Origin of the sequence: Lacinutrix mariniflava (assembly GCF_001418015.1) — a bacterium.
GTDB classification, from domain to species: domain Bacteria; phylum Bacteroidota; class Bacteroidia; order Flavobacteriales; family Flavobacteriaceae; genus Lacinutrix; species Lacinutrix mariniflava.
Window position 1 is genome coordinate 1,022,043 of sequence record NZ_LIQG01000026.1, and the last position, 23,461, is coordinate 1,045,503.

The 23,461-nt window shown below is 33.2% G+C and carries 16 protein-coding genes; 9 read left to right on the forward strand and 7 right to left on the reverse strand.

Features of this window, described 5'->3' with window-relative positions; all coding sequences use genetic code 11:
- Window position 1 precedes the first annotated feature (1 nt).
- The 5 genes from ASC44_RS11535 (at window position 2) to proC (ending at window position 5,025) form a co-directional block, all read left to right on the forward strand.
- On the forward strand, window positions 2–937 hold the full coding sequence (locus ASC44_RS11535; protein ID WP_055447743.1) for a Rossmann-fold NAD(P)-binding domain-containing protein: 936 nt from the start codon (window positions 2–4) through the stop codon (window positions 935–937).
- A 2-nt stretch (window positions 938–939) separates the two neighbouring features.
- Window positions 940–1,716, forward strand: a complete 777-nt coding sequence (argB, locus tag ASC44_RS11540; protein WP_193787269.1) for an acetylglutamate kinase — start codon at window positions 940–942, stop codon at window positions 1,714–1,716.
- Window positions 1,713–2,774, forward strand: a complete 1,062-nt coding sequence (locus tag ASC44_RS11545; protein ID WP_055447745.1) for a M20 family metallo-hydrolase — start codon at window positions 1,713–1,715, stop codon at window positions 2,772–2,774. Before argB ends, ASC44_RS11545 begins: the two co-directional genes overlap by 4 nt.
- A 127-nt stretch (window positions 2,775–2,901) precedes the next feature.
- Window positions 2,902–4,176, forward strand: coding sequence for an argininosuccinate lyase (argH, locus tag ASC44_RS11550; protein ID WP_055447746.1), 1,275 nt, complete (start codon window positions 2,902–2,904; stop codon window positions 4,174–4,176).
- A gap of 51 nt (window positions 4,177–4,227) precedes the next feature.
- The gene (gene proC, locus ASC44_RS11555) at window positions 4,228–5,025 is read left to right on the forward strand and encodes a pyrroline-5-carboxylate reductase (protein ID WP_055447747.1); all 798 of its coding nucleotides are present in this window, start codon (window positions 4,228–4,230) and stop codon (window positions 5,023–5,025) included.
- A gap of 139 nt (window positions 5,026–5,164) precedes the next feature.
- Here proC and ASC44_RS11560 read toward each other — a convergent pair whose 3' ends face one another.
- Window positions 5,165–6,631, reverse strand: coding sequence for a glutamate synthase subunit beta (locus tag ASC44_RS11560; RefSeq protein ID WP_055447748.1), 1,467 nt, complete (start codon window positions 6,629–6,631; stop codon window positions 5,165–5,167).
- A gap of 3 nt (window positions 6,632–6,634) precedes the next feature.
- The gene (gltB, locus tag ASC44_RS11565; RefSeq protein ID WP_055447749.1) at window positions 6,635–11,134 is read right to left on the reverse strand and encodes a glutamate synthase large subunit; all 4,500 of its coding nucleotides are present in this window, start codon (window positions 11,132–11,134) and stop codon (window positions 6,635–6,637) included.
- 440 nt (window positions 11,135–11,574) lie between these two features.
- Here gltB and ASC44_RS11570 point away from each other — a divergent pair, with 440 nt between their 5' ends.
- From ASC44_RS11570 to ASC44_RS11580, 3 genes are read left to right on the forward strand one after another with little or no spacing between them, the layout of a single operon-like run.
- The gene (locus ASC44_RS11570) at window positions 11,575–12,561 is read left to right on the forward strand and encodes an outer membrane beta-barrel protein (RefSeq protein WP_055447750.1); all 987 of its coding nucleotides are present in this window, start codon (window positions 11,575–11,577) and stop codon (window positions 12,559–12,561) included.
- A gap of 12 nt (window positions 12,562–12,573) precedes the next feature.
- Window positions 12,574–12,912 (forward strand): P-II family nitrogen regulator, encoded by a 339-nt coding sequence (locus ASC44_RS11575; protein ID WP_055447751.1) that lies wholly within the window; start codon window positions 12,574–12,576, stop codon window positions 12,910–12,912.
- A 5-nt stretch (window positions 12,913–12,917) separates the two neighbouring features.
- Window positions 12,918–14,219, forward strand: a complete 1,302-nt coding sequence (locus ASC44_RS11580) for an ammonium transporter (RefSeq protein ID WP_055447752.1) — start codon at window positions 12,918–12,920, stop codon at window positions 14,217–14,219.
- A gap of 325 nt (window positions 14,220–14,544) precedes the next feature.
- On the opposite strand, the gene ASC44_RS11585 is transcribed toward ASC44_RS11580, so the two are convergent.
- The 5 genes from ASC44_RS11585 to ASC44_RS11605 all read right to left on the reverse strand — a co-directional run bounded on the left by ASC44_RS11585 (window position 14,545) and on the right by ASC44_RS11605 (window position 21,618).
- On the reverse strand, window positions 14,545–17,124 hold the full coding sequence (locus ASC44_RS11585; RefSeq protein ID WP_055447753.1) for a phosphoenolpyruvate carboxylase: 2,580 nt from the start codon (window positions 17,122–17,124) through the stop codon (window positions 14,545–14,547).
- Entirely contained in the window at window positions 17,124–18,242 is a 1,119-nt protein-coding gene (gene leuB, locus ASC44_RS11590) for a 3-isopropylmalate dehydrogenase (RefSeq protein ID WP_055447754.1), read from the reverse strand. The genes ASC44_RS11585 and leuB overlap by 1 nt, the downstream gene beginning before the upstream one ends.
- A 179-nt stretch (window positions 18,243–18,421) precedes the next feature.
- Window positions 18,422–19,009: a 3-isopropylmalate dehydratase small subunit gene (gene leuD, locus ASC44_RS11595; protein ID WP_055447755.1), complete on the reverse strand. Its 588-nt coding sequence runs from the start codon at window positions 19,007–19,009 to the stop codon at window positions 18,422–18,424.
- Between the two features lies 1 nt (window position 19,010).
- The gene (gene leuC, locus ASC44_RS11600) at window positions 19,011–20,411 is read right to left on the reverse strand and encodes a 3-isopropylmalate dehydratase large subunit (protein WP_055447756.1); all 1,401 of its coding nucleotides are present in this window, start codon (window positions 20,409–20,411) and stop codon (window positions 19,011–19,013) included.
- A 31-nt stretch (window positions 20,412–20,442) separates the two neighbouring features.
- Window positions 20,443–21,618, reverse strand: a complete 1,176-nt coding sequence (locus ASC44_RS11605) for a 2-isopropylmalate synthase (protein ID WP_083476283.1) — start codon at window positions 21,616–21,618, stop codon at window positions 20,443–20,445.
- A 148-nt stretch (window positions 21,619–21,766) separates the two neighbouring features.
- Between ASC44_RS11605 and ASC44_RS11610 the strand changes: the two genes are divergently transcribed.
- Window positions 21,767–23,308: a hypothetical protein gene (locus ASC44_RS11610; protein ID WP_055447757.1), complete on the forward strand. Its 1,542-nt coding sequence runs from the start codon at window positions 21,767–21,769 to the stop codon at window positions 23,306–23,308.
- Window positions 23,309–23,461: the final 153 nt, after the last annotated feature.

Sequence of the window (23,461 nt, forward strand, 5' to 3'; positions counted from 1 at the left end):
CATGAAAAAATACACCAACATAAAAGATATATCAAATCTTAAAGAAACTATAAAGGACGCTATTTTGTTAAAAAATGATCCTTATGAGTTTTCAGAGTTAGGAAAGAACAAAACCTTAGTCATGCTGTTTTTTAATTCTAGTTTGCGTACACGATTAAGTACAGAAAAAGCAGCGAAAAACTTAGGCATGGATGTCATGATTTTAAATGTTAATGATGCTTGGAACTTAGAGTTTGAAGATGGAACAATTATGAATGTTGATACTTCTGAGCATATCAAAGAAGCTGCACAGGTAATATCGCAATATGCAGATGTTATTGCAGTAAGAGCGTTTCCTGGTTTAGTAGACAAAGAAAAAGATCAAGCAGAATTTATAATGAATAGCTTTGTAAAGTACGCAACTGCACCATTGGTTAATATGGAAAGCGCAACTGCGCATCCATTACAAGCATTAACAGATGCTATTACTATTTCAGAATTATCTAATAAAGCGAAACCAAAAGTCGTGTTGTCTTGGGCGCCACATCCAAAAGCTTTGCCTCATGCAGTCGCTAATTCGTTTGTAGAAATGATGCAAAATATGGATGTAGATTTAACTGTTACACATCCTGAAGGTTATGAGTTAAGTACAGAAATCACGAAAAATACACCAATAAATCACAACCAAGAAGCCGCTTTAAAAGATGCTGATTTTGTGTATGTTAAAAATTGGAGTAGTTATAATGATTACGGAAAAATTTTAAGTCAAGATAAAGACTGGATGATGACTAGCGAGAAGTTAGATAACGCAAAATTTATGCATTGTTTACCAGTAAGACGTAATGTTGTAGTTGAAGATGCTGTTTTAGATGGTGATAATTCGGTAGTAATACAACAAGCAAACAACAGAACATTTGCAGCACAGATTGTGCTAAAGCAAATTTTAGAGAACCTATAATTATGAAAACACTAAAAATCATAAAAATAGGAGGAAACATTATAGATAATGTTAGTGCTTTACAACAATTCTTAAAAGCCTTTGCAACTATAGATTCTCCTAAAATATTAGTTCATGGAGGTGGAAAATTAGCGACAAAACTAGCACAGCAAATGCAAGTTGAAGTTAATATGGTAGATGGAAGACGTGTAACAGATCAAGAGACGTTAGATATTATTACTATGGTATACGCTGGAAAAATTAATAAAAATATTGTTGCGCAATTACAAGCGAATAGGTGTAATGCTATTGGTTTTTCAGGAGCAGATGGAAATACAATAGTTTCAAATTTAAGACCTTCAAAACCTATCGATTATGGTTTTGCTGGAGATGTAAAACAAGTAAATACAGAAGTCTTAGAAATACTTTTAAATAATAATGTGGCACCTGTTTTTTGTGCTATAACTCACGACGAAAAAGGTCAGTTGTTAAATACAAATGCAGATACTATCGCTTCAGAATTAGCAATCGGTTTTGCTTCTACTTATAAAACAGAATTATATTATTGTTTCGAAAAAAATGGTGTTTTAGAAAATGTCGATAATGACGATTCTGTAATCGAAAATATCAATACAGAAAGCTATAAAACACTAAAAGAAGAGAAAATAATTTTTGAAGGTATGCTTCCAAAATTAGACAACTGTTTTCATGCCATAAATCATCACGTTAGTAGAGTTTGTATTGGGAAATCAAGCATGCTTTTTAATACAAATAGTAAACACACAACCATTACAAAATGATAGAAAAATTAACAACAAGGGCAATTGCTTTATTAAAGCAGCTTATAGAAACGCAGTCTTTTTCTTCAGAAGAAGGTCCAACAGCAGCACATATCGAACAATGGTTTGTAGAACAAGATGTTCCTTTTAATCGTACACGACATAATGTTTGGGCAACAAACAACCATTTTGACGAGAGCAAACAAACATTATTATTAAACTCGCATCACGATACTGTAAAACCTAATAATGGTTATACTAAAGATCCATTTAAAGCCATTGTTGAAGATGGAAAATTATATGGTTTAGGAAGTAATGATGCAGGAGGATGCTTAGTGAGTTTGTTAGCGACTTTTGCGTATTTCTATAACAAAAAAGGCTTAAATTATAATATTGTTATTGTCGCTTCAGCGGAAGAAGAAAGCAGTGGAGATAACGGTTTAAATAGTATGTTAAGTGTTATTCCAAAAGTAGATGTTGCTATTGTTGGAGAACCAACATTAATGAATTTGGCAGTAGCCGAAAAAGGTTTGGTTGTTTTTGATGCAGTAGTAAAAGGAACACCAAGTCATGCTGCACATCCTAATAACGATAATGCTATTTATAAGAGCATTCCAGTTTTAGAATGGTTTAAAAACTACACATTCGATAAAAAATCTGAAGCTTTAGGTGAAGTAAAATTAACTGTTACACAAATTAATGCAGGAAAGCAGCATAATGCAGTGCCTGCTGATGTTAAAATGGTTGTAGATGTTCGTGTAAACGACAAATACTCAAATCAAGATATTGTAGATATTTTACAAAAGGAAGCACCTTGTGATAGTATTACTCCAAGAAGTATAAAATTAAATTCATCGTCAATTCCAATCGATCATCCATTGGTAATTGCAGGAGTAGAGATTGGAAGAAGTACTTATGGTTCTCCAACGCTTTCAGATCAAGCAGTACTAAGTTGTCCGTCTTTAAAATTAGGACCAGGAGATAGTACAAGATCACATTCTGCAGATGAGTTTATTTACCTTAATGAAATAGAAGAAGGGATTAAGATTTATATAGAATTACTGGAAAAAGTGCTTTAAAATTTACGTCAGTTCGAGTGATTCGACGAAGGAGAATAGTATCGAGAACTTTTAAAAACTTCTCGATACAAAATTCTAAAAAAGAATTTCACTCGAAGTGACAAAGATCAAATTAAAAAAGAAAACTATGAAACTCTGGGACAAAGGAATAAGTATCGATAAAAAAATAGAACAATTTACTGTTGGTAACGATAGAGAAATTGATTTACATATTGCAAAGTACGATGTGCAAGCATCTTTAGCGCATGCTATCATGTTAGAATCTATAGGTATAATTTCTTCGGAAGAATTATTGCAATTAAAAACAGGATTAAATGCAATTGCTAAAACCATAGAAAACGGAACGTTTGTTATTGAAGCTTCTTTTGAAGATGTACATTCTAAAATGGAATATGAACTAACAAAAACATTAGGTGATGTTGGAAAAAAAATTCACACAGCACGTTCAAGAAACGATCAAGTTTTAGTTGCGCTTCAATTATATTACAAAGAGAACTTAAAAGAAATTAACGATAAAACGAAGACGTTTTTCGATACACTTTTAGGCTTAGCCGAAACACATAAAAACGCTTTACTTCCTGGTTATACACATTTACAAGTGGCAATGCCATCTTCGTTTGGTTTATGGTTTTCTGCCTATGCTGAGGTTTTAATTGATGATGTTTACTTGTTAAATGCAGCTATAAAAACAGTAGATCAAAATCCGTTAGGTTCTGCAGCTGGTTATGGAAGTTCTTTTCCTATCGATAGAGAATTAACAACCAAAGAACTGGGTTTTTCAACTTTAAAATATAATGTTGTTGCTGCGCAAATGAGCAGAGGAAAAAGCGAACGTACTATTGCTTTAGCTTTAGGAAGTGTTTGTAATACATTAGCGCGTTTTGCAATGGATATTTGTGTGTATAATAGTCAGAATTTTGGCTTTATAGCATTCCCAGACGAATTAACTACAGGAAGCAGTATTATGCCTCATAAAAAAAATCCAGATGTATTTGAGCTTATTAGAGGAAAAGCAAATAAAATACAAGCCTTACATACCGAAATGGTTTTAATAACTAATAATTTGCCAAGTGGTTACCACAGAGATTTTCAGTTATTAAAAGAAAACATAATTGCAGCAATAGAAGATGTGAAAGATTTATTAGACATCTTTAATTATGCAATACAACAAGTTATTGTAAAGCACGTAGATTTAAACGATGCTAAATACCAATACTTATTTACTGTAGATAATATAAATACATTAGTAGTCGATGGTATGCCTTTTAGAGAAGCGTATCAAAAAATTGGAGGCGAAGTAGAAAATGGAACATATAAACCAGATACATCAAAACAACATACGCATGTTGGTAGTATTGGTAATTTGTGTTTAAAGAATATTAGTGATAAGTATCCTAAATAGAACTTGTCTTAGGTTTTGAGTAATAGTATATTAATTTATAAAATTTAAATAATGAAAATAGCAATTATAGGAGTTGGTAACCTTGGGTTATCTATCGCAAAAGGATTATTAGCAAGTGATATTACAACATCGTTATACTTAACAAAGCGTCATATTAACGAATTAGAAGGTTTAAAATCTGATAAAAAAGTCATTATTACTAGTGATAATGGAGAGGCAATTTCAAATTCAGACATTATTATATTCGCTGTTCAACCTAATCATTTAGGTGCTGTATTGCGTAAAAATCAACAATTTATTACGCAAAAACATACTTTGATATCTACTATTACGGGTTTTTCAATTGAAAAAATTGAAGCTATTATTGGTAATGAATACTCTGTAATTAGAGCTATGCCAAATACTGCAATTGCAGTTGGTAAATCTATGACTTGTATTTGTAGCAACGAAAAAGCACAATTAAAATTAAATACTGCTAGAAAAATATTTGATCTTTTAGGAACTACTTTAGTAATACCTGAAAAACAAATGCAAGCAGCGACAGTGGTTTGTGCAAGTGGAGTAGCCTTTTGGATGCGTTTAATTAGAGCAACAACACAAGCGGCAATACAACTTGGTTTTGATGCTAAAGAAGCGCAGTTGTTAGCAATGCATACTGCAGAAGGTGCAGCAGGTTTGTTGATTGCTACAGGTAATCATCCAGAAGAAGAAATAGATAAAGTAACAACGCCAAGAGGTTGTACTATTGAAGGTTTAAATGAAATGGAACACCAAGGTTTAAGCTCATCTTTAATTCAAGGTATGATTGCTTCTTTTGGTAAGATTGATGGGATTAAGGATAGAACTTAAAACTACTGAAGCACTTTATAATAAAAAAAGCACCTTTCTCAAGGTGCTTTTTCAGTACTATAGACTAATAAAATAATTGTAGATAGTCCTAAGTGAATATTATAAAATTAATATTCGTATAATTTGGGTGTAAAAATAATTAAGCTCTAGGTAAATCACTATCATCCTTTAAAGGCAAGTGAGATTCTCCCATTAAACACTTGTCTATATGATGTGCTGCTTGTCTTCCTTCAGAAATTGCCCAAACAATTAAAGATTGTCCGCGACGCATATCTCCAGCAACAAATACACCGGGAACATTAGTTTTGTAATCTTTAGTTGAAGCTTCAATATTGGTTCTAAAATCCATGTTTAAACCAAACTGATCAGCTAAAGTTTTTTCAGCGCCTGTAAAACCAAGTGCGAGTAATGCTAAATCGCATTCCCAAGTTTTTTCAGTATTTGGTACCTCGTTTAATTGAGGTCTTTCTCCAGGTTTAAAAATCCATTCTACTTCAACGGTTTTTAAGCCTATTAAATTTCCGTTTTTGTCTCCTAAAAATTCTTTAGTCGATACGCTGAAAAAACGTTCTACACCTTCTTGGTGAGATGATGTTGTTTTTAGCTTCATTGGCCAATACGGCCAAGGTTGATGTGCTGGACGACCTTCTGATGGTTTACTTAAAATCTCAAAGTTAGTTACAGATGTTGCGCCGTGACGATTAGAAGTTCCAATACAATCACTTCCTGTGTCTCCACCACCAATTACGATGACGTTTTTCTTTTCTGCAGAAATCACATCTTTAAATTCTACTAAACCATCAACATATTGATTGTTTAGTTTTAAAAAGTCCATGGCTTGTGTAACACCTTTTAAGTCTGATCCTGGTATTGGAATGCTTCTTCTTACAGTTGCTCCACCACATAGAACTACAGCATCAAAATCGTCTTTAAGTTTGTTTGCGTCAACATTTACGCCAACATGTGCATTGGTTGTAAATGTAATGCCTTCTTCTTCTAAAACAGCAACACGTCTATCAATCACGTTTTTTTCCATTTTAAAATCTGGAATACCGTAACGTAGTAAGCCGCCTACTTTTTCGTCGCGTTCAAAAACAGTTACGTTATGTCCTGCACGATTTAATTGTTGTGCAGCTGCTAGGCCAGAAGGTCCAGAGCCAATAACTGCTACTGTTTTATCTGTTCTTATTTGTGGAGGATTTGCTGTAATCCAACCTTCGTTAAAAGCAGTTTCAACGATGTTTTTTTCAATATTTTCTATTGTTACCGGATCTTCGTTAATACCTAGTACGCAGGCTTCTTCGCAAGGTGCTGGGCATAAACGACCTGTGAATTCTGGGAAATTATTTGTTCTATGTAAAATCTCGGCAGCTTCTTTCCATTTTCCTTTAAAAACTTTGTCGTTAAAATCTGGAATAAAATTTCCAAGTGGGCAACCACTATGGCAAAACGGAATACCGCAATCCATGCAACGTGCGCCTTGATCTTTCAATTTCTCTTCTTTTAAAGGAATTGTAAATTCTTTATAATTTTCAATACGCTTTTCTGGCGCAGTGTAACTTTCGTCTTGGCGCTTATACTCTAAAAATCCTGTTGTCTTTCCCATAATCTAAGCTGTTTCTAATTGTTCTTGTTCTAACCTTACTAAGGCTTTTCTGTATTCTTCTGGTAATACTTTTTTAAACATTGGAAGATATGATTTCCAGTTATCTAAAATACGTCTTGCTAATGGACTTCCAGTAGCTTGAAAATGATTGTCTATAAGTTGTTGTAACTGTAATTCGTCATCTATGTTATTTATTGGATCGATATTTAAATCTTCTGCATTACAGTTTTGTGTAAACGTACCATCTTCATCTAGTACATAGGCGATTCCTCCACTCATTCCTGCTCCAAAATTTCGTCCTACTGCTCCAAGAACAACAGCTATTCCGCCAGTCATATACTCACAACCATGATCTCCAATACCTTCTACAACTGCTATTGCTCCAGAGTTTCTAACACAAAAGCGTTCTCCTGCTTTTCCATTAATATAAACTTCACCAGATGTTGCACCATATAAAGTTACGTTTCCAGTAATGATATTATCTTCTGGCACTATTGTACATTTTGCTGGTACTTTAATAATTAATTTAGCTCCAGATAAACCTTTTCCTAAATAATCGTTTGTATTTCCATGTACTGTGAAGGATAATCCTTTTGTAGCAAATGCTCCAAAACTTTGTCCAGCAGAACCGGTAAAATCAATATTAATAGTATCGTCTGGTAAGCCTTCTGCTCCATAAATTTTAGAAATCTCGTTACTTACAACGGCTCCAACGGCTCTATCGATATTGGTGATAGGCATTTCTAAGTGTGTTTTCTGTCTTCTAAATAAAGCTTGATGTGCTTGTTTTATAATCTTGAAATCTAAATGTACATTTAGGTTATGATCTTGACAGTATGTGTTGTATAATTTAACATCGTCTGCTACTTCTACTTTGTGTAAAATTGGAGATAAATCTATACCTGAAGATTTGTAATGCTCTATTGCTTTATTTCTGTTTAATTTTTGAGATTGTCCAACCATTTCATTAATGGTTCTAAACCCAAGTTTAGCCATAATCTCACGTAGTTCTTGTGCTACAAAATACATGTAGTTAACAACGTGTTCTGGTTTTCCTTTAAACTTTTTACGTAAATCAGGATTTTGAGTTGCGATACCTACTGGACATGTATTTAAATGACACACACGCATCATAATACATCCAGAAGCTACTAGTGGTGCAGTTGCGAAACCAAATTCTTCTGCTCCTAATAAACAGGCGATTGCGACATCTCTACCAGTTTTTAATTGTCCATCACACTCTAAAACAATTCTGTTTCTTAGATCATTCATTACTAAAGTTTGTTGTGCTTCAGCAATTCCTAATTCCCAAGGTAAACCGCAATGTTTTTGTGATGTTAAAGGTGTGGCACCTGTTCCTCCATCAAAACCAGCGACTAAAATAACATCTGCTTTCGCTTTAGCAACTCCTGCAGCAACTGTACCTACACCAATTTCTGAGACTAATTTAACATTAACTCTAGCAGTTCTATTTGCCGATTTTACATCGTAAATTAATTGAGATAAATCTTCAATAGAGTAAATATCGTGATGTGGTGGTGGCGAAATTAAGCCTACATAAGGTGTAGAGTTTCTTGTTTTTGCAATTTCTTTATTAACCTTTGGTCCAGGTAATTGTCCGCCTTCACCAGGTTTTGCACCTTGTGCAATTTTTATTTGAATTTCGCTTGCGCTTGTTAAGTAGTTTGATGTTACACCAAAACGACCTGAAGCGACTTGCTTAATGGCAGAGTTTTTCCAATCACCTTGCGAGCTTTTGTAAAAACGTTCTTGATCTTCTCCACCTTCACCAGAATTAGATTTACCTCCAATTCTATTCATGGCAACAGCTAAATTTTCGTGGGCTTCTTTACTAATAGACCCATAAGACATGGCTCCTGTTTTAAAACGTTTTACAATTTCTGTCCAAGGTTCTACTTCTTCTAAAGGGATAGGATCGAATTGATCGAATTCAAATAAACCTCTAATAGTCATTAATTGTTCAGATTGATCATTAACTAAATCTGAATATTCTTTGAATGTAGACGCTTTGTTTGTGCGTACAGATTCTTGAAGTTTTGCAACCGTTAATGGATTAAACATGTGCTTTTCTTGTCCACGTCTCCATCTGTATTCTCCACCAATTTCTAGGTCGATATTGGCTTCGTTTGCTTGAAATGCTTTTTTATGGCGCTTTGCAATTTCTTTTTCAATTTCTCTTAAACCAATACCTTGTATACGTGTTGGAGTATTTGGAAAATACTTTTCTACTGTTGTGGTGTTAATTCCAATACACTCGAATAATTGCGAACCACGATAAGAATTTAATGTTGAAATTCCGATTTTGTTCATCACTTTTAAAATACCTTTTCCTACTGCTTTATTGTAGTTTTTAATAGCTGCTAAGTATTCTAAATCCGTAAGGTCTAAATTGTCTATTTGTTTTTGTACAATTTCATTTACTATATAAGGATTTACAGCACTTGCACCATAACCAAATAATAAGGCAAAGTGGTGTACTTCTCTAGGTTCTGCAGATTCAATAATTAAACTAATTCTTGAACGTTTTTCTAATTTGTGTAATGCATGGTTTAAGTAAGAACATGCTAGTAATGCTGGAATTGGCGCATGATTTTTATCTACATATCTATCTGATAGGATAATAATATTTGCACCACCATCAATAGCTTTTGATGCTTTAGTAACTAAACCTTCAAGTGCAACTTCTAATTGGTTTAATCCGCGATTTACTTCATATAACATTGAAATAGATTCAACCTTAAAATCAGGATTGGTATCGTAATCTCTAATCTTATCTAAATCGTGTTTTGAAATAACTGGATTTTGTATTTTTAGTTTCTTGCAATGGTCTGCATTAATGTCGAATATATTAACATCACTTCCTAAAGTTAAACTAATATCTGTAACTAATTCTTCACGAATACCATCTAATGGTGGATTGGTAACTTGTGCGAATATTTGTTTAAAGTAGTTGTAAATTAATTGCGGACGCTCAGATAAAATAGCAATTGGTGTATCTGTTCCCATAGATCCAATAGGTTCTTTACCTAATTGTGCCATTGGGCGAATAATTGTATTTAAATCTTCTTCTGTATAACCAAAAACAACTTCACGTTTTTTTAATTCAATTTCATCGTAATCAATATGTCCTTTTTTTGCTTCTAGGTCTTTTAGATGAATTAAGTTTTCATCTAACCATTTGCGGTAAGGATGTTTAGAAGCTATTTCTTCTTTTATTTCTTCGTCGTTAACAATTCGGCCTTCGTTCATGTCTACCAAAAACATTTTCCCTGGCTCTAAACGACCATGGTATTCAATGTTTTCAGGTTTAATATCTACAACTCCGGTTTCCGAAGACATAATTACATTTCCTTTTTTCGTTACCGTATAACGCGAAGGACGTAAACCATTTCTATCTAAAACGGCTCCAATAAAATTACCATCTGTAAAAGGTATAGAAGCTGGTCCATCCCATGGTTCCATTAAGCATGAATTGAATTCGTAAAATGCTTTTTTAGCGTCAGACATGTTCGGGTTTTTTTCCCAAGCTTCTGGAACAAGCATCATCATAGCTTCAGGAAGTGAGCGACCTGTCATTAATAATAATTCAACAACCATATCTAAAGTTGCAGAATCTGACTTTCCTTTTAAAATAGTTGGTATTATTTTTTTAATATCATCACCAAATAATGGGCTTTCCATGATTTCTTCACGAGAAAGCATTCTAGAAGCATTACCTCTTACTGTGTTTATTTCTCCATTATGACAGATGTATCTAAAAGGCTGTGCTAAATCCCAAGTAGGGAATGTGTTAGTAGAAAAACGTTGGTGTACCAATGCTAATCTAGTATCTAAAGCAGAATTAAATAGATCTAAATAGTACTCGTTTATATGTTCAGGCATTAATAAGCCCTTAAATATTATGATTTTAGTTGAAAGACTTGGAAGGTAAAAGAACTTAGATTCAGATAATTTAGAACCATATATAGTATGTTCTGAAATTTTTCTGGCAGCGAATAATTTTATATTGAACTCCCTGTCTGTTTGCTTATCGTTAGCTTTTCCTATGAAAATTTGCTTAACAAAAGGCTCTGTAACTTTAGCTACTTTACCTAATACTTTACTATTAACAGGTACATCTCTCCAGCCAATAAGTTTAAGGCCTTGATTTTCGATTTCTTTTTCGAAAATATCTATACAATATTGACGTTGATTTTCCTTTTTAGGAAGAAACACATTACTAACAGCATATTCTCCAGATTCGGGTAAGTCGAATTCACAAAAAATCTTAAAAAATTTGTGTGGAATATCGATTAAAATACCTGCACCATCACCAGTAACACCATCGGAACTTACTGCGCCGCGATGTTCTAGTTTTACTAGGATTTCTAACGCTTTATGAATAATATCATTCGAGCGTTTTCCTGTTAAACTACATATAAATCCAGCGCCACAATTATCGTGTTCAAATTCTGGTAAATAAAGTCCTTGTTTCTTCAACATAATTCAGAAAATTTAAAGGTTTTTACACCTTATTACATCTGTAATATAGATGCTATTTTTTGATTAAAAAAAAGAAGGAAACACTTTTCCGATATCGATAATTAACGATGGACTTAATGAAAATTCTACAATTTTATAGTCATATAATGAATATAAGCTAATGTTAATAATTTATTAATAGAATGTTAAATGTTGCGAAAACGTTTGCGGTGAATACGTTGTGTTGAAAATAACGCATATAATTTGTAAAATTTTTGATAATTCTTAAAAGTGTAATTGCTGAATTGTCAAAAAAAGATAAAAAAATAATTCAACCCTAAAAATTCAAGGGTGTAAACGCATAAATTCATAAAAATTGTTTTTAAACCCATCATTTTGATAGGGTGTAATTACATTTTACATAGATTTGATTTCTATAATCATTAAAAAACAAGTTTATTATGAAAAAAATTACGCTAATATTTGTGTTGTTAGTAGCATCAATCGGTTTTGCTCAAGATGCAGAGGAAGCACCTAAAAAGAAATTTTCTTACGAAGGAAGTGTAGATGCTTATTATAGAACGAATTTAACTGCCACAGATACTATTGCTCAATCGCCTGCTTCATTCGCTAATCAAACAGGATTTGCATTAGGAATGGCAAATTTCATAGGTTCTTATGAATCTGGAAAAGTAGGAGCTGTTGCTGATTTGGTTTTTGGACCAAGAGGAGATCAAGCTGTGGGTTCAGATGTGCTTTATGTAAATCAACTTTATGCATATTGGAATGTGTCTGAAAAAACGACATTAACTTTTGGACGTTTTAATACTTTCTTAGGGTATGAAGTTATTTCTCCTGTAGGAAATTTTAATTACAGTACTTCTTATTTGTTTGCAAGTGGACCATTTTCTCATGTTGGACTAAAAGCAGATTTTGCATTGTCTGAAGATTTTTCACTTATGGTATCTGCAATGAACGCTACGGATACAAATAATAATACAACAGGAGATTATGCCTTTGGAGCGCAATTAGGTTATTCAGATCAATACTTGAATGTGTATTATGATTCTGGAGTTGTTTTAGGTCTTGAAATAGATTTTACTGGTGGTTTTGATGTTTCTGATGACATGTTTTTAGGAATTAATGCTGCGTATCAAGATAATGATGGTGCTGGTTTTTATGGTGCTGCACTATATCCTCAGTATACTTTAAGTGATGATTTTTCTCTTGGATTAAGAGGTGAGTATTTTGCTATGCACGGTGAAGGTGATGATTTGCCAAGTGTTTTCGATGTAACGCTTACAGGTAGTTATACTGTAGATGATTTAACAATTAAGCCAGAAGTTCGTTTCGATTCTTGGTCTGATAATACTCCATTTTACGATAACGATGGTTTGCCAACAGAAAGTTTAGCATCTTTTCTAGTTGCTGCTATATATAAATTTTAACTAAAACTAATTATGAAAAAAGTTGAAGCAATTATCAGAAAATCTAAATTTTCTGCAGTAAAAGAAGCACTTCACGAAGTAGGTGTTAATTTTTTCTCTTATTGGGATGTTACTGGATTAGGTAATGAAAAAGAAGGTCATGTTTATAGAGGTGTATCTTATAGTACAAGCGATATTCAAAGACGCTATTTGTCTATAGTAGTTAACGATGATTTTGAAGCGGTTACTATAAAAGCCATTTTAGAATCAGGCTCAACTGGAGATGTTGGAGATGGTAAGATTTTCGTCTCTCAAATAGATGATGTTTACAGAATAAGAACAGGAGAAAAAGGAGGAAACACTTTAAAATAAAAAACATGGAATTAATGACAAATAATGTATGGATGATGATCTGTACAGCGCTAGTTTTCTTTATGCACTTAGGTTTTGCACTTTTAGAAATAGGATTAACTAGGCAAAAGAATACAATTAATATTTTATTTAAAAATATATTTATTATCACAGTTGGTTTATTATTATACTGTTTAGTAGGGTTTAACCTTATGTATCCAGGTTTTGAAGCTGGTGATATGGGAGTCTTAGGATTTGCAGGATTTGGATTAGATGCTCCACTTACAGCAGCAGGAGGTTTAGATTTAACTTATAATGGAGGTTATACGTATTGGACGGATTTCTTATTTCAAGGTATGTTTGCAGCAACAGCAGCAACTATAGTTTCTGGAGCTGTTGCAGAACGTATGAAAATTGGACCATTTATGTTGTTTACTGTAATCTATGTTGGGTTAATTTATCCAATTGCGGGCTCATGGAAATGGGGAGGCGGATTTTTAGATGGATTAGGTTTTTATGACTTTGCCGGATCTACATTAGTGCATTCAGTTGGTGGATGGGCAGCTTTAGTTGCAGTTTGTTTATTAGGTGCAAGAATTGGAAAATATAAAGATGGAAAACCTCAAGCTATTCCAGGACATAATATTCCTTTAGCTACTGCTGGAGTTTTAATATTATGGTTAGGATGGTTTGGATTTAATGGAGGATCTGTATTGTCTGCAGATCCAGAATTAACATCTTTAGTATTGGTTACAACATGTTTAGCAGCAGCAGCTGGTGGTGTTGTGTCTGCAATCGCCTCTACTGTTATGTATAAAAACTTAGATTTAACTATGTTTTTAAACGGTATTCTTGGTGGATTAGTTGGTATTACTGCAGGAGCAGATGTTATGTCTCCAACAAGCGCGATTGTAATAGGAGCAATAGCAGGTGTGTTAATTGTATTTGCAGTTGCCTTTATAGATAAATTAAAATTAGATGATCCAGTGGGAGCAATTGCTGTACACTTGGTTTGTGGTATTTGGGGAACGTTGGCAGTAGGAATTTTTGGTTTTAGTGCTGTAACTGATGATGCTGGAGCATTTTTAAATGCGAATGGAGATGTTGTTGCTACTGTGTCTGAAGCTGCAAATAGTTTGTCATTCTTACCGCAGTTATACGGAGTGTTAGCTTATGCAGCAATTTGTATTGTATCTTCATTCTTAATTATTTTTACAATGAAGAAAGTAGTTGGAATACGTGTTTCTGAAAAAGAAGAATTAGAAGGTCTTGATGCTCATGAACATGGTATGGATGCTTATCCAGACTTTAGATTGAATGAACATTAAAAAATAGTTAGTTTTATTGGTAAAGTCTCGAAGTGTACAGCTTCGAGGCTTTTTTTTTTATTTAAAACATTCTTAAATTTAAATAGTAAAGAAGTGCATTTCGTTTTTTTTAAGGCTATTGCGCCTCTTTGTTAGGGATAGTTTTATAAGATTTGGGCAGTTCGTTTGCTTTAGCATATAATGGTAAGCTCAATTTTAAGGAGTAGTTTACCATGTTTGAAATGTATTTCTGTTGTATTTATAATCAATAACGGCTATTGTGAGCATAAAAACCCTCGAAATATTAATATTTTGAGGGTTTTTATTTTAAATTAATAGTTGGTGATTAAGCCGAATTACGACTAGCATTAATATTGCCAAATAATGAGCGTGTTACTAGTTTTTCGTAGATAGCAATTTGTGCATCATCTCTAACTTCAGCTTTTTCTAGTTCTTGAATTTTCTTTAAAGCATATTGTTGTATTGTTAATAATGGTAAAACAATAGATTCTCTAACAGCAATAGATGCACTTCCTGCAGGTTCTTCTTGCATAAGCTCTGTGTAGCCTGTAAGTTTTAGAAGTAAACGTTTTGAAGTTTTATATTCTTCATAAATAACATTCCAGAAACCACCATATTCTTCATCATCACTCATGTATTTTGTTAAATCAAAAAATGATTTAGATAAAGACATCATGCTATTTTCAATCAATGTTTTGAAGAAATCAGACGTTTTAAATAAATGCTGAACTTTCTCGAACGTATTAGTGTCTTCATAATGTTTAAGTGCGGTTCCAACACCAAAAAATCCTGGTACGTTTTGCTTTAATTGGCTCCAAGAACCAACAAAAGGTATTGCTCTTAAATCTTCAAATACTAAGCCTTCTGCTTTACCGCGTTTAGATGGGCGACTTCCAATATTTGTTTTGGCATAATATTTTAAAGTACTCATATGTTCTAAGTACGAAATGAATTTAGGATGTGCCTTAAAAGCAGAATACGCTTTATAGCTACGTTCAGATAAATCTGTCATCACGTCTCTGTTTTCAGGAAGCATGCTTAAATCTTTATCGCTTAAACTATTATAGATACCAGAACTAATTAGCTGCTCTAAGTTGTACTGAGACGAATCTAAGGTTCCAAAATTAGAAGAAATCGTTTGCCCTTGTATTGTTAATTGTACTTCTTTGTCTTCAATGGTTGGTCCAAGAGAGGCGTAGAAGTTATGTGTTTTTCCTCCGCCACGAGCTGGAGGTCCGCCACGACCATCAAAGAAAATAACAGTAATACCGTATTGTCTTGAAATTGTAGTTAAGTTTTCTTTTGCTTTGTAGATTGCCCAGTTGGCCATTAAATAACCACCGTCTTTTGTTCCGTCACTAAAACCAAGCATAATAGTTTGCTTATTTCCTCTAGATTTTAAATGTGCAGCGTATTCAGGGTTAGTGTATAGCTCTTCCATAACTTGAGGCGCATTTTCTAAATCGGTAATCGTTTCGAATAAAGGTCCAACATCAACAGTTAATTTATCTTGAAAAGCGACTAGCTTTAACATTGCAAACAACTGCATAACATGTAAAGTGGTTTGGTTGTTACTTATAATATAACGGTTAGCGGCAACTTCACCATTTGTAGTTTGAATGGTTTTTATAGCCTTCATTGTGTTTAAAGCCTTTAAGGTTTCTTCGTCTTTAATTAAAGATAAATCAACACTGCCTTCGACTTTAGATAAAATTTCAACTTGTTCCTTTTCAGATAAATCTTGATAGTTTTTCGGGAATATAGTGCTACCACTTTCAATCAAAGTGTTTACCATATCGTTAAAAAATTGTTCATGTTTTCTGCTATCTTGACGAATATCAAGATTGGCAAAATGAAAGCCAAATAAATGAACTTTATTCAATAAGCTATTCACTTCATTTACATAAAGTGACTGATGCTTTTCTATAATAATTTCTTTTATTTCTTTTAATTCTGAAGTAAAAGAAACTAAAGTTAAGTTTGATTCCTGATTAGTGATCATTTTATAAAGCTTTTGCTCTAAAGTTGATACACGATCTTCAACACCTTGAAAAGATAATTTTCTTTTTAAACCTCTTACATCGCGATAGTAGTTTTTAATAACAGTTTCGCGTAATCTATTGGCAACTTTTAGAGTTATTTCTGGAGTTACAAATGGATTTCCATCTCTATCTCCTCCTGGCCAAAAGCCAATGTTTATAATGTCGTTATCTATGTGTTCTCCATCAAAAATATTTTGTTGGATGTAATCGTAAATAGATCCAAAAGATTTATAAAATACATTTTCCAAATACCATATTAAACTCACAGCCTCATCATAAGGCGTTGGTTTTTCATGTTTAAAAAATGGTGTTTTACCTAATTGTGCTAATAAATCATTTATTCTAAGCAAATCGTTTTCACGAATAGCTTCGGTTAAATCTGTAATAATACCTAAAACAGAGCCTGGGTAAAATTGTGTTGGATGCGCTGTTAAAACAATACGCACTTTAAACTCTTCTAAATAAGTTTTAAGTGTTTCTAGCTTATTTTCGGCAGTTACACTTTCTTTTAAACTACGCAAGGTTCCAATACCATCCATGTTATTAACTAATGGAAAAGCAGCATCTTCAATAGCATCAAATAATACAACTTGACGTTCTATGTATTGAATAAATTTAAATAATAAATTAGTCTGACTCTCGTGAGAGCGGCTAGATTGGTATTTTTTAAAAAACGTTTCAACAATAGCTGTTGGATTGTCTTGCTTGGCAAAACCTTTCTCGCAAGTTTCGTGAAAAAGAGGTAAAAGCGCACCAGTTTTTGTTATCGCATCGAAAGGAAGCGTCATAAATATACTGTTGTATATTTGATACTTCGATAATACATTTTGATTAAATCGCGTAAGTTTAGGTTGTACAGGCATTAAATGATAGTGGATTGTCCTAAGTGGATGTTTGTAAAATTAAGGTTTGAGTCGTTTGGATTGCTGATAAAATCGGCAATAAAATCCCCAACCTTTGAAGTTGAAACGTTATCGTAAATAGTATTTAAATCTGGTGTTGTAACGTTTAATTTTAGAGATTTATCTACGGCTTCTTTTATTAAATCTGCTTCTTCGTGTAAATCAAAATGTTCTAATAGCATCGCAGCACTTAAAATAGAAGCTACAGGATTGGCAATACCTTTTCCAGTTGCTTGCGGGTACGATCCATGAATAGGTTCGAACATTGCATATTTATCTCCAACCGAGGCTGAAGCTAATAATCCAATAGAACCACCAATAACGCTAGCTTCGTCGCTAATTACGTCTCCAAATAAATTTTCGGTTAAAATAACGTCAAACTGTTTTGGATTTAAAATCATTTGCATAGCTGCATTATCAACAAACAAGAAATCTAAAGTTACATCTGGATATTGTGTCGCTAATTCGGTAACAACTTTTCTCCATAAACGAGAAGTTTCTAAAACATTAGCCTTGTCCACCAATGTTATTTTTTTACTTCTGCTTTGAGCAGCTTTGAATGCTAAATGTGCAATACGTTCAATTTCATAGCGGGAATACTCGCATAAATCTGAAGCAGTATCTCCATCTTCGCTTAGTTTCTTTTCGCCAAAATAGATGCCACCTGTTAATTCTCTGTAAATACTAATATCTGTACCCTCAATAATCTCTCTTTTTAGAGGTGATTTATCAAGTAAAGTGTCGTATGCTTTTACAGGTCTAACATTTGCATATAGACCCAATTCTTTTCTAAGTTTAAGTAAGCCTTGTTCTGGTCTTATTTTCGCACTTGGATCGTTATCGTATTTTGGATGACCAATAGCTCCAAACAAGATAGCATCACTCGTTTTACATAGCTCCAAAGTAGAGTCTGGTAAGGGATTGTTTTGTTCGTCTATGGCCACTGCGCCAACCGATGCTTCCTTGAATAAAAACGTATGGTCAAATTCTAAAGCAATCGCTTTTAAAACTTTAATAGCTTGTTTGGTCACCTCTGGACCAATGCCATCACCTGGTAAAACAGCAATATTTAATTTCATCTCAAATTTATTTTTTCGTTCCCATGTAAAAGGAAATTTATTATTATATTTTTTCGCGTCTCCTAGTGGTTGTGCTTTTCTTGCCCTTTATTTAAGGCATTTAAAAGTGTCTTCAGCTTGGAAATAGCACGATTCCTATTTGTTAAATAAGAATTAATAGGTAACCCTTAGTGTGCTAACTAGTCAACTGCATTTTCAAATGCTTCAATTGTTTTCTTTTTGCTAAGTAGGTAATCGATATCGTCGTAACCATTAATCATACATGTTTTTTTGTATGGATCAATGTTAAAATTCTCAAAACGTTTGCTGCTACTAATGCTAATTTGTTGTTCGTGTAAATTTACTTTTATCTTTACGTTTGGATCTGCATTAACCTCAGATATTAAATGCTTTAAATATGCCTTCGAAACTTGAACAGGTAGTAGGCCGTTGTTTAGGGCGTTACCTTTAAAAATATCAGCAAAAAAACTAGATACAATTACTTTAAAGCCATACCCAACTAAAGCCCAGGCAGCGTGTTCACGACTAGATCCACAGCCAAAATTATCTCCAGCAACTAATATGCTCCCGGAGTAATCTGTGTTATTTAATGAGAATTTAGAGTTTTCAGATCCATCTTTATTATAACGCCAATCTCTAAAAACGTTATCTCCAAAACCTTTTTTATCTGTCGCTTTTAAAAAACGCGCAGGAATAATTTGGTCTGTATCTACATTCGCAATATCTAACGGTATTGCTCTTGAGGTTAATGTTGTAAATTTTTCCATGTTATGCGAATTCTAGTGTTTCAATATTTTCTGTGACATCTATTATTTTTCCAGCAATTGCTGTTGCAGCCGCTACTAATGGGCTTGCTAAAATGGTTCTAGAACCTTGGCCTTGTCTGCCTTCAAAATTTCTATTCGAGGTCGATACACAGTATTCGCCTTGCGGAATTTTATCGTCGTTCATTGCTAAACATGCAGAGCAACCAGGTTGTCTTAATTCAAATCCAGCTGCATCAAAAATATCTTTTAAGCCTTCAGTTATAATTTGTGTTTCAACTTGTTTACTACCAGGAACCAGCCATGCAGTTACATTGTCTGCTTTCTGTTTTCCTTTTATATACTTAGCTGCAACTCTAAAATCTTCAATTCTAGAATTGGTACAACTACCAATAAATACGTAGTTTATTTGTTTGTTGATTAAGCTTTCTCCAGCTTCAAAATTCATGTATTCTAAAGACTTTACAAATGAAGCGTCTTTGTTATTTGGGATGTTTTCCGATATTTTAATTCCCATACCTGGATTTGTTCCATAGGTAATCATGGGTTCTATATCTTCTGCATCAAAAGCGTATTCTTTATCGAAAATAGCACCTTCGTCTGTTGGTAATGTTTTCCAGTAAGCTGCTTTTTTATCGAAATCATCTCCTTTTGGTGCGTATTCACGTCCTTTAACATAATCGAAAGTGGTTTGGTCTGGAGCAATCATGCCACCACGAGCTCCCATTTCAATACTCATATTACAAACAGTCATTCGGCCTTCCATGGTCATGTTCTCAAAAACATCTCCTGCATATTCGCAAAAATATCCAGTACCAGAATTGGTGCCTAGTTTCGAGATAATATAAAGAATAACATCTTTAGGTAATACGCCATTTTTAAGTTTGCCATTAACAGTTACTCGTAAGCTTTTTGGTTTTGTAAGCAATAAACATTGGCTTGCAAAAACCTGTGCTACTTGGCTAGTTCCAATACCAAATGCAATAGTGCCAAAAGCACCGTGTGTCGAGGTGTGGCTGTCGCCACAAACCATTGTCATCCCTGGTTGTGTAAACCCTAGCTCTGGAGCCATGACATGTACAATGCCATTGTATTTATGACCTAGTTCGTATAGTGTAATATTATTTTTTTTACAGTTTGTAGATAGTTGCTCTAATTGATTTCTAGACTGTAAATCTTTAATTGGTAAATGCTGATTTTCTGTTGGTGTGTTGTGATCTGCAGTGGCTACAATTTGATTTGGTCTAAAAACAGCAATTCCGCGATCTTCTAATTCATTAAAAGCTTGCGGACTTGTTACTTCGTGTATTAAGTGTTTGTCTATATAAAGTATCTGTGGACCGTTTTCTATACTATCGACCACGTGCGCATCCCAAACTTTATCAAATAATGTTTTTTTACTCATATTTTGTTATTTCTGCCTAAGCAGGAATTTATTATGCAGAGATAATTTCTCTGTACATGTTGCTAGTTTCTATAATTTGATGAATATCTTCATCTTCTACCTGCTTCTTTTTATCTGCAAAGTTTAAAAATTTTGCATAAACATCGTCTAGTTGTAGTTTGGTTAATTCGTAACCCACATTTTTAGCTCTATAAGCTAAAGCAGCACGACCACTTCTTGCTGTTAAAACAATAGCAGATTCTGTTACGCCAACATCTTTAGGGTTTATAATTTCGTAAGTTTCTCGATTTTTAATGACGCCATCTTGGTGAATTCCTGAACTGTGAGCAAAAGCATTGGCGCCAACAATAGCTTTGTTGGGTTGTGTGTAAATGCCCATACTGTCTGAAACCAATTGGCTCATTCCGTAAAGCATTTCAGTTTTAATATTTGTATCTAAGTTAAGGTAGGGATGTTGTTTTAAAACCATAACTACTTCTTCTAAAGCTGTGTTTCCAGCACGCTCTCCAATACCATTTATAGTACACTCTATTTGTCTAGCTCCATTTATTACACCTTCAATAGAATTTGCAGTAGCTAAACCTAAATCGTTATGGCAATGGCAAGATAGAATTGCTTTTTCAATACCTTTTACATTTTCTTTTAGATACTTGATTTTTGCACCATATTCGCTAGGTAAACAGTAGCCAGTTGTATCTGGAATATTTAATACTGTTGCTCCGGCTCTTATTGCTGCTTCGCAAACTCTAGCAAGGTATTCGTTTTCTGTACGTCCTGCATCTTCAGCATAAAATTCTACATCTTCAACAAAAGACTTGGCGTATTTAACGGCTTCAAAAGCACGCTCGATAATGGTTTCTCTATTCGATTTGAACTTATGAATAATATGAGAGTCTGAAGTCCCAATACCTGTATGTATTCTTGGCTTTTTAGCATGTTTTAATGCTTCCGAAGCTACTTTTATATCATTTTCAACAGCTCGTGTTAGTCCACAAACCGTTGCATTTTTTACTATTTTTGAAATAGCTTCAACAGATTTAAAATCACCTGGACTTGAGACGGGAAAACCAGCTTCAATAACATCCACTCCTAATAAATCTAATTGCGCTGCGATGACTACTTTTTGTTCTGTATTTAATTTACAACCTGGAACTTGTTCTCCATCACGAAGCGTTGTATCGAAAATTTGTATGTTATTATTTGACATTTAAGAGAGTTTTATTTTTCTATTGAAATACTAATTTATACTTTGGTTATTCGTTACTAGCAATCACTATTTAAAGTGTTACGATGTTCAATCTTTAAAATAGAACATAAAATACTAGTAATCAATTACTTAAATAATTTATTAGTTGATGACTAAAGACCAAAAAGATAATTTATTCGCCTTAGTTAAATCGTTAAACAAGTCCGAAAAACGACAATTTAAATTGTATGTTGGTCGATTGGGTGTGAATTCGGATTCTAAATTTTTAAACTTATTTACAGTTTTAGATAAGCTTAAACATTACGATGAGGTTTCGATATTAAAGTCCACTCAAATAAAAAAACAGCAATTAGCTAATGTAAAAGCCCATTTATATAAGCAGATTCTTATTAGTTTAAAGCTAAATCCATCGCATCAAAATATTAGATTGCAAATAAGAGAACAGTTAGATTTTGCTTCAATATTATACCATAAAGGACTCTATAAGCAAAGTTTGAAAATTTTAGATAAAGCAAAAGATGTTGCTATTACAAATGAAGAAAAGAATCTTGCCTTCGAAATTGTAGAATTAGAAAAAATTATTGAAGCGCAATATATAACTAGGAGTATAAGTACAAGAGCCGATGAGTTAACTATACAGGCAAAAGAGTTAAGCGAGTTAAATGTAATTACTAGTAAATTATCTAATCTATCGCTTCAGTTATATGGTATAATATTAAAAACAGGTTATGTAAAAAACGAGAGAGAAAGCAATGAAGTAACCAAATACTTTAATGATAGATTGCCGAAATTTAAGATTTCTAAGGTTGGTTTTAGGGAGAAACTGTGGTTTTATCAAGCTCATTTGTGGTACAGTTTTTTAATGCAAGATTTTTTACACTGCTATAAATACGCATCCAAATGGGTCGATTTGTTTTATCAGTATCCGGATATGGTGAATTTAAATCCTGTGTTTTTTCTAAAAGGTAATAACTACTTGTTAGAATCTATTTTCTTTGTTAATAACAAGCCAAAATTTATAGAGGCATTTTCAAATTTACAATCTAGGATCAAGGATTCTAGTTTTCCAAAAGATGAAAATGTGCAGTCTTTAACTTTTTTATATCTTAATTTTCATGATATTAATAAACATTTTATAGATGGGAGTTTTCAAGATGGTTTGTCATTAATACCTAAAATAGAAGCAGATTTAGTTGAGTTCGATAATAGAGTAGACGAGCATCATAAAATGATATTTTATTATAAGTTTGCCAGCTTGCATTTTGGAGTCGGTAATAATAAAGAATGTATACGGTATTTAGATAAAATTATTTCTAATAAATCGCTTTCGATGCGAGAAGATTTGTTGTGTTTTTCTAGAGTATTAAATTTGGTAGCGCACTACGAAGCAGGATTAGACTATCATTTAGATACTTTACTAAGAAGTACATACAAGTTTTTAATTAAAATGAATGACCTCCACGAAGTCCAAAAGGAGATGATAAAATTTATTAAAGGCTTGCAAGATATTTATCCGCAAGATTTAAAAAATGCTTTTAGAACTTTACGAGATACTTTAAAAACATACGAAGGCCATCCATATGAGCGTCGTGCCTTTTTGTATTTAGATATTATTTCTTGGCTTGAAAGTAAAATCGAGGACAAGCCTGTAAGTGATATTATTAGACAAAAATATTTAGAGAAAATATAGTGTAATAAAAATACGCGACTTGAATTATTAGATTTTGAAACCATGGAGATGGTTATTGGTCTCTTTTAATTTAGGTGCTCATTATATTGTTTTTCTTCTTTTTTTTATGAGAACCCTATATAGTTAACTGATAATCAACATTGGTTTGCCTTG

What these genes read in the sequence shown, in the direction of transcription:
- ASC44_RS11605 (WP_083476283.1), bottom strand. Translation starts at nt 21,618, where the DNA reads ATGTCAAATAATAACATACAAATTTTCGATACAACGCTTCGTGATGGA.
- ASC44_RS11560 (WP_055447748.1), bottom strand. Translation starts at nt 6,631, where the DNA reads ATGGGAAAGACAACAGGATTTTTAGAGTATAAGCGCCAAGACGAAAGT.
- gltB (WP_055447749.1), bottom strand. Translation starts at nt 11,134, where the DNA reads ATGTTGAAGAAACAAGGACTTTATTTACCAGAATTTGAACACGATAAT.
- ASC44_RS11585 (WP_055447753.1), bottom strand. Translation starts at nt 17,124, where the DNA reads ATGCCTGTACAACCTAAACTTACGCGATTTAATCAAAATGTATTATCG.
- ASC44_RS11570 (WP_055447750.1), top strand. Translation starts at nt 11,575, where the DNA reads ATGAAAAAAATTACGCTAATATTTGTGTTGTTAGTAGCATCAATCGGT.
- proC (WP_055447747.1), top strand. Translation starts at nt 4,228, where the DNA reads ATGAAAATAGCAATTATAGGAGTTGGTAACCTTGGGTTATCTATCGCA.
- ASC44_RS11545 (WP_055447745.1), top strand. Translation starts at nt 1,713, where the DNA reads ATGATAGAAAAATTAACAACAAGGGCAATTGCTTTATTAAAGCAGCTT.
- leuD (WP_055447755.1), bottom strand. Translation starts at nt 19,009, where the DNA reads ATGGAAAAATTTACAACATTAACCTCAAGAGCAATACCGTTAGATATT.
- argB (WP_193787269.1), top strand. Translation starts at nt 940, where the DNA reads ATGAAAACACTAAAAATCATAAAAATAGGAGGAAACATTATAGATAAT.
- leuB (WP_055447754.1), bottom strand. Translation starts at nt 18,242, where the DNA reads ATGAAATTAAATATTGCTGTTTTACCAGGTGATGGCATTGGTCCAGAG.
- argH (WP_055447746.1), top strand. Translation starts at nt 2,902, where the DNA reads ATGAAACTCTGGGACAAAGGAATAAGTATCGATAAAAAAATAGAACAA.
- leuC (WP_055447756.1), bottom strand. Translation starts at nt 20,411, where the DNA reads ATGAGTAAAAAAACATTATTTGATAAAGTTTGGGATGCGCACGTGGTC.
- ASC44_RS11580 (WP_055447752.1), top strand. Translation starts at nt 12,918, where the DNA reads ATGGAATTAATGACAAATAATGTATGGATGATGATCTGTACAGCGCTA.
- ASC44_RS11610 (WP_055447757.1), top strand. Translation starts at nt 21,767, where the DNA reads ATGACTAAAGACCAAAAAGATAATTTATTCGCCTTAGTTAAATCGTTA.
- ASC44_RS11535 (WP_055447743.1), top strand. Translation starts at nt 2, where the DNA reads ATGAAAAAATACACCAACATAAAAGATATATCAAATCTTAAAGAAACT.
- ASC44_RS11575 (WP_055447751.1), top strand. Translation starts at nt 12,574, where the DNA reads ATGAAAAAAGTTGAAGCAATTATCAGAAAATCTAAATTTTCTGCAGTA.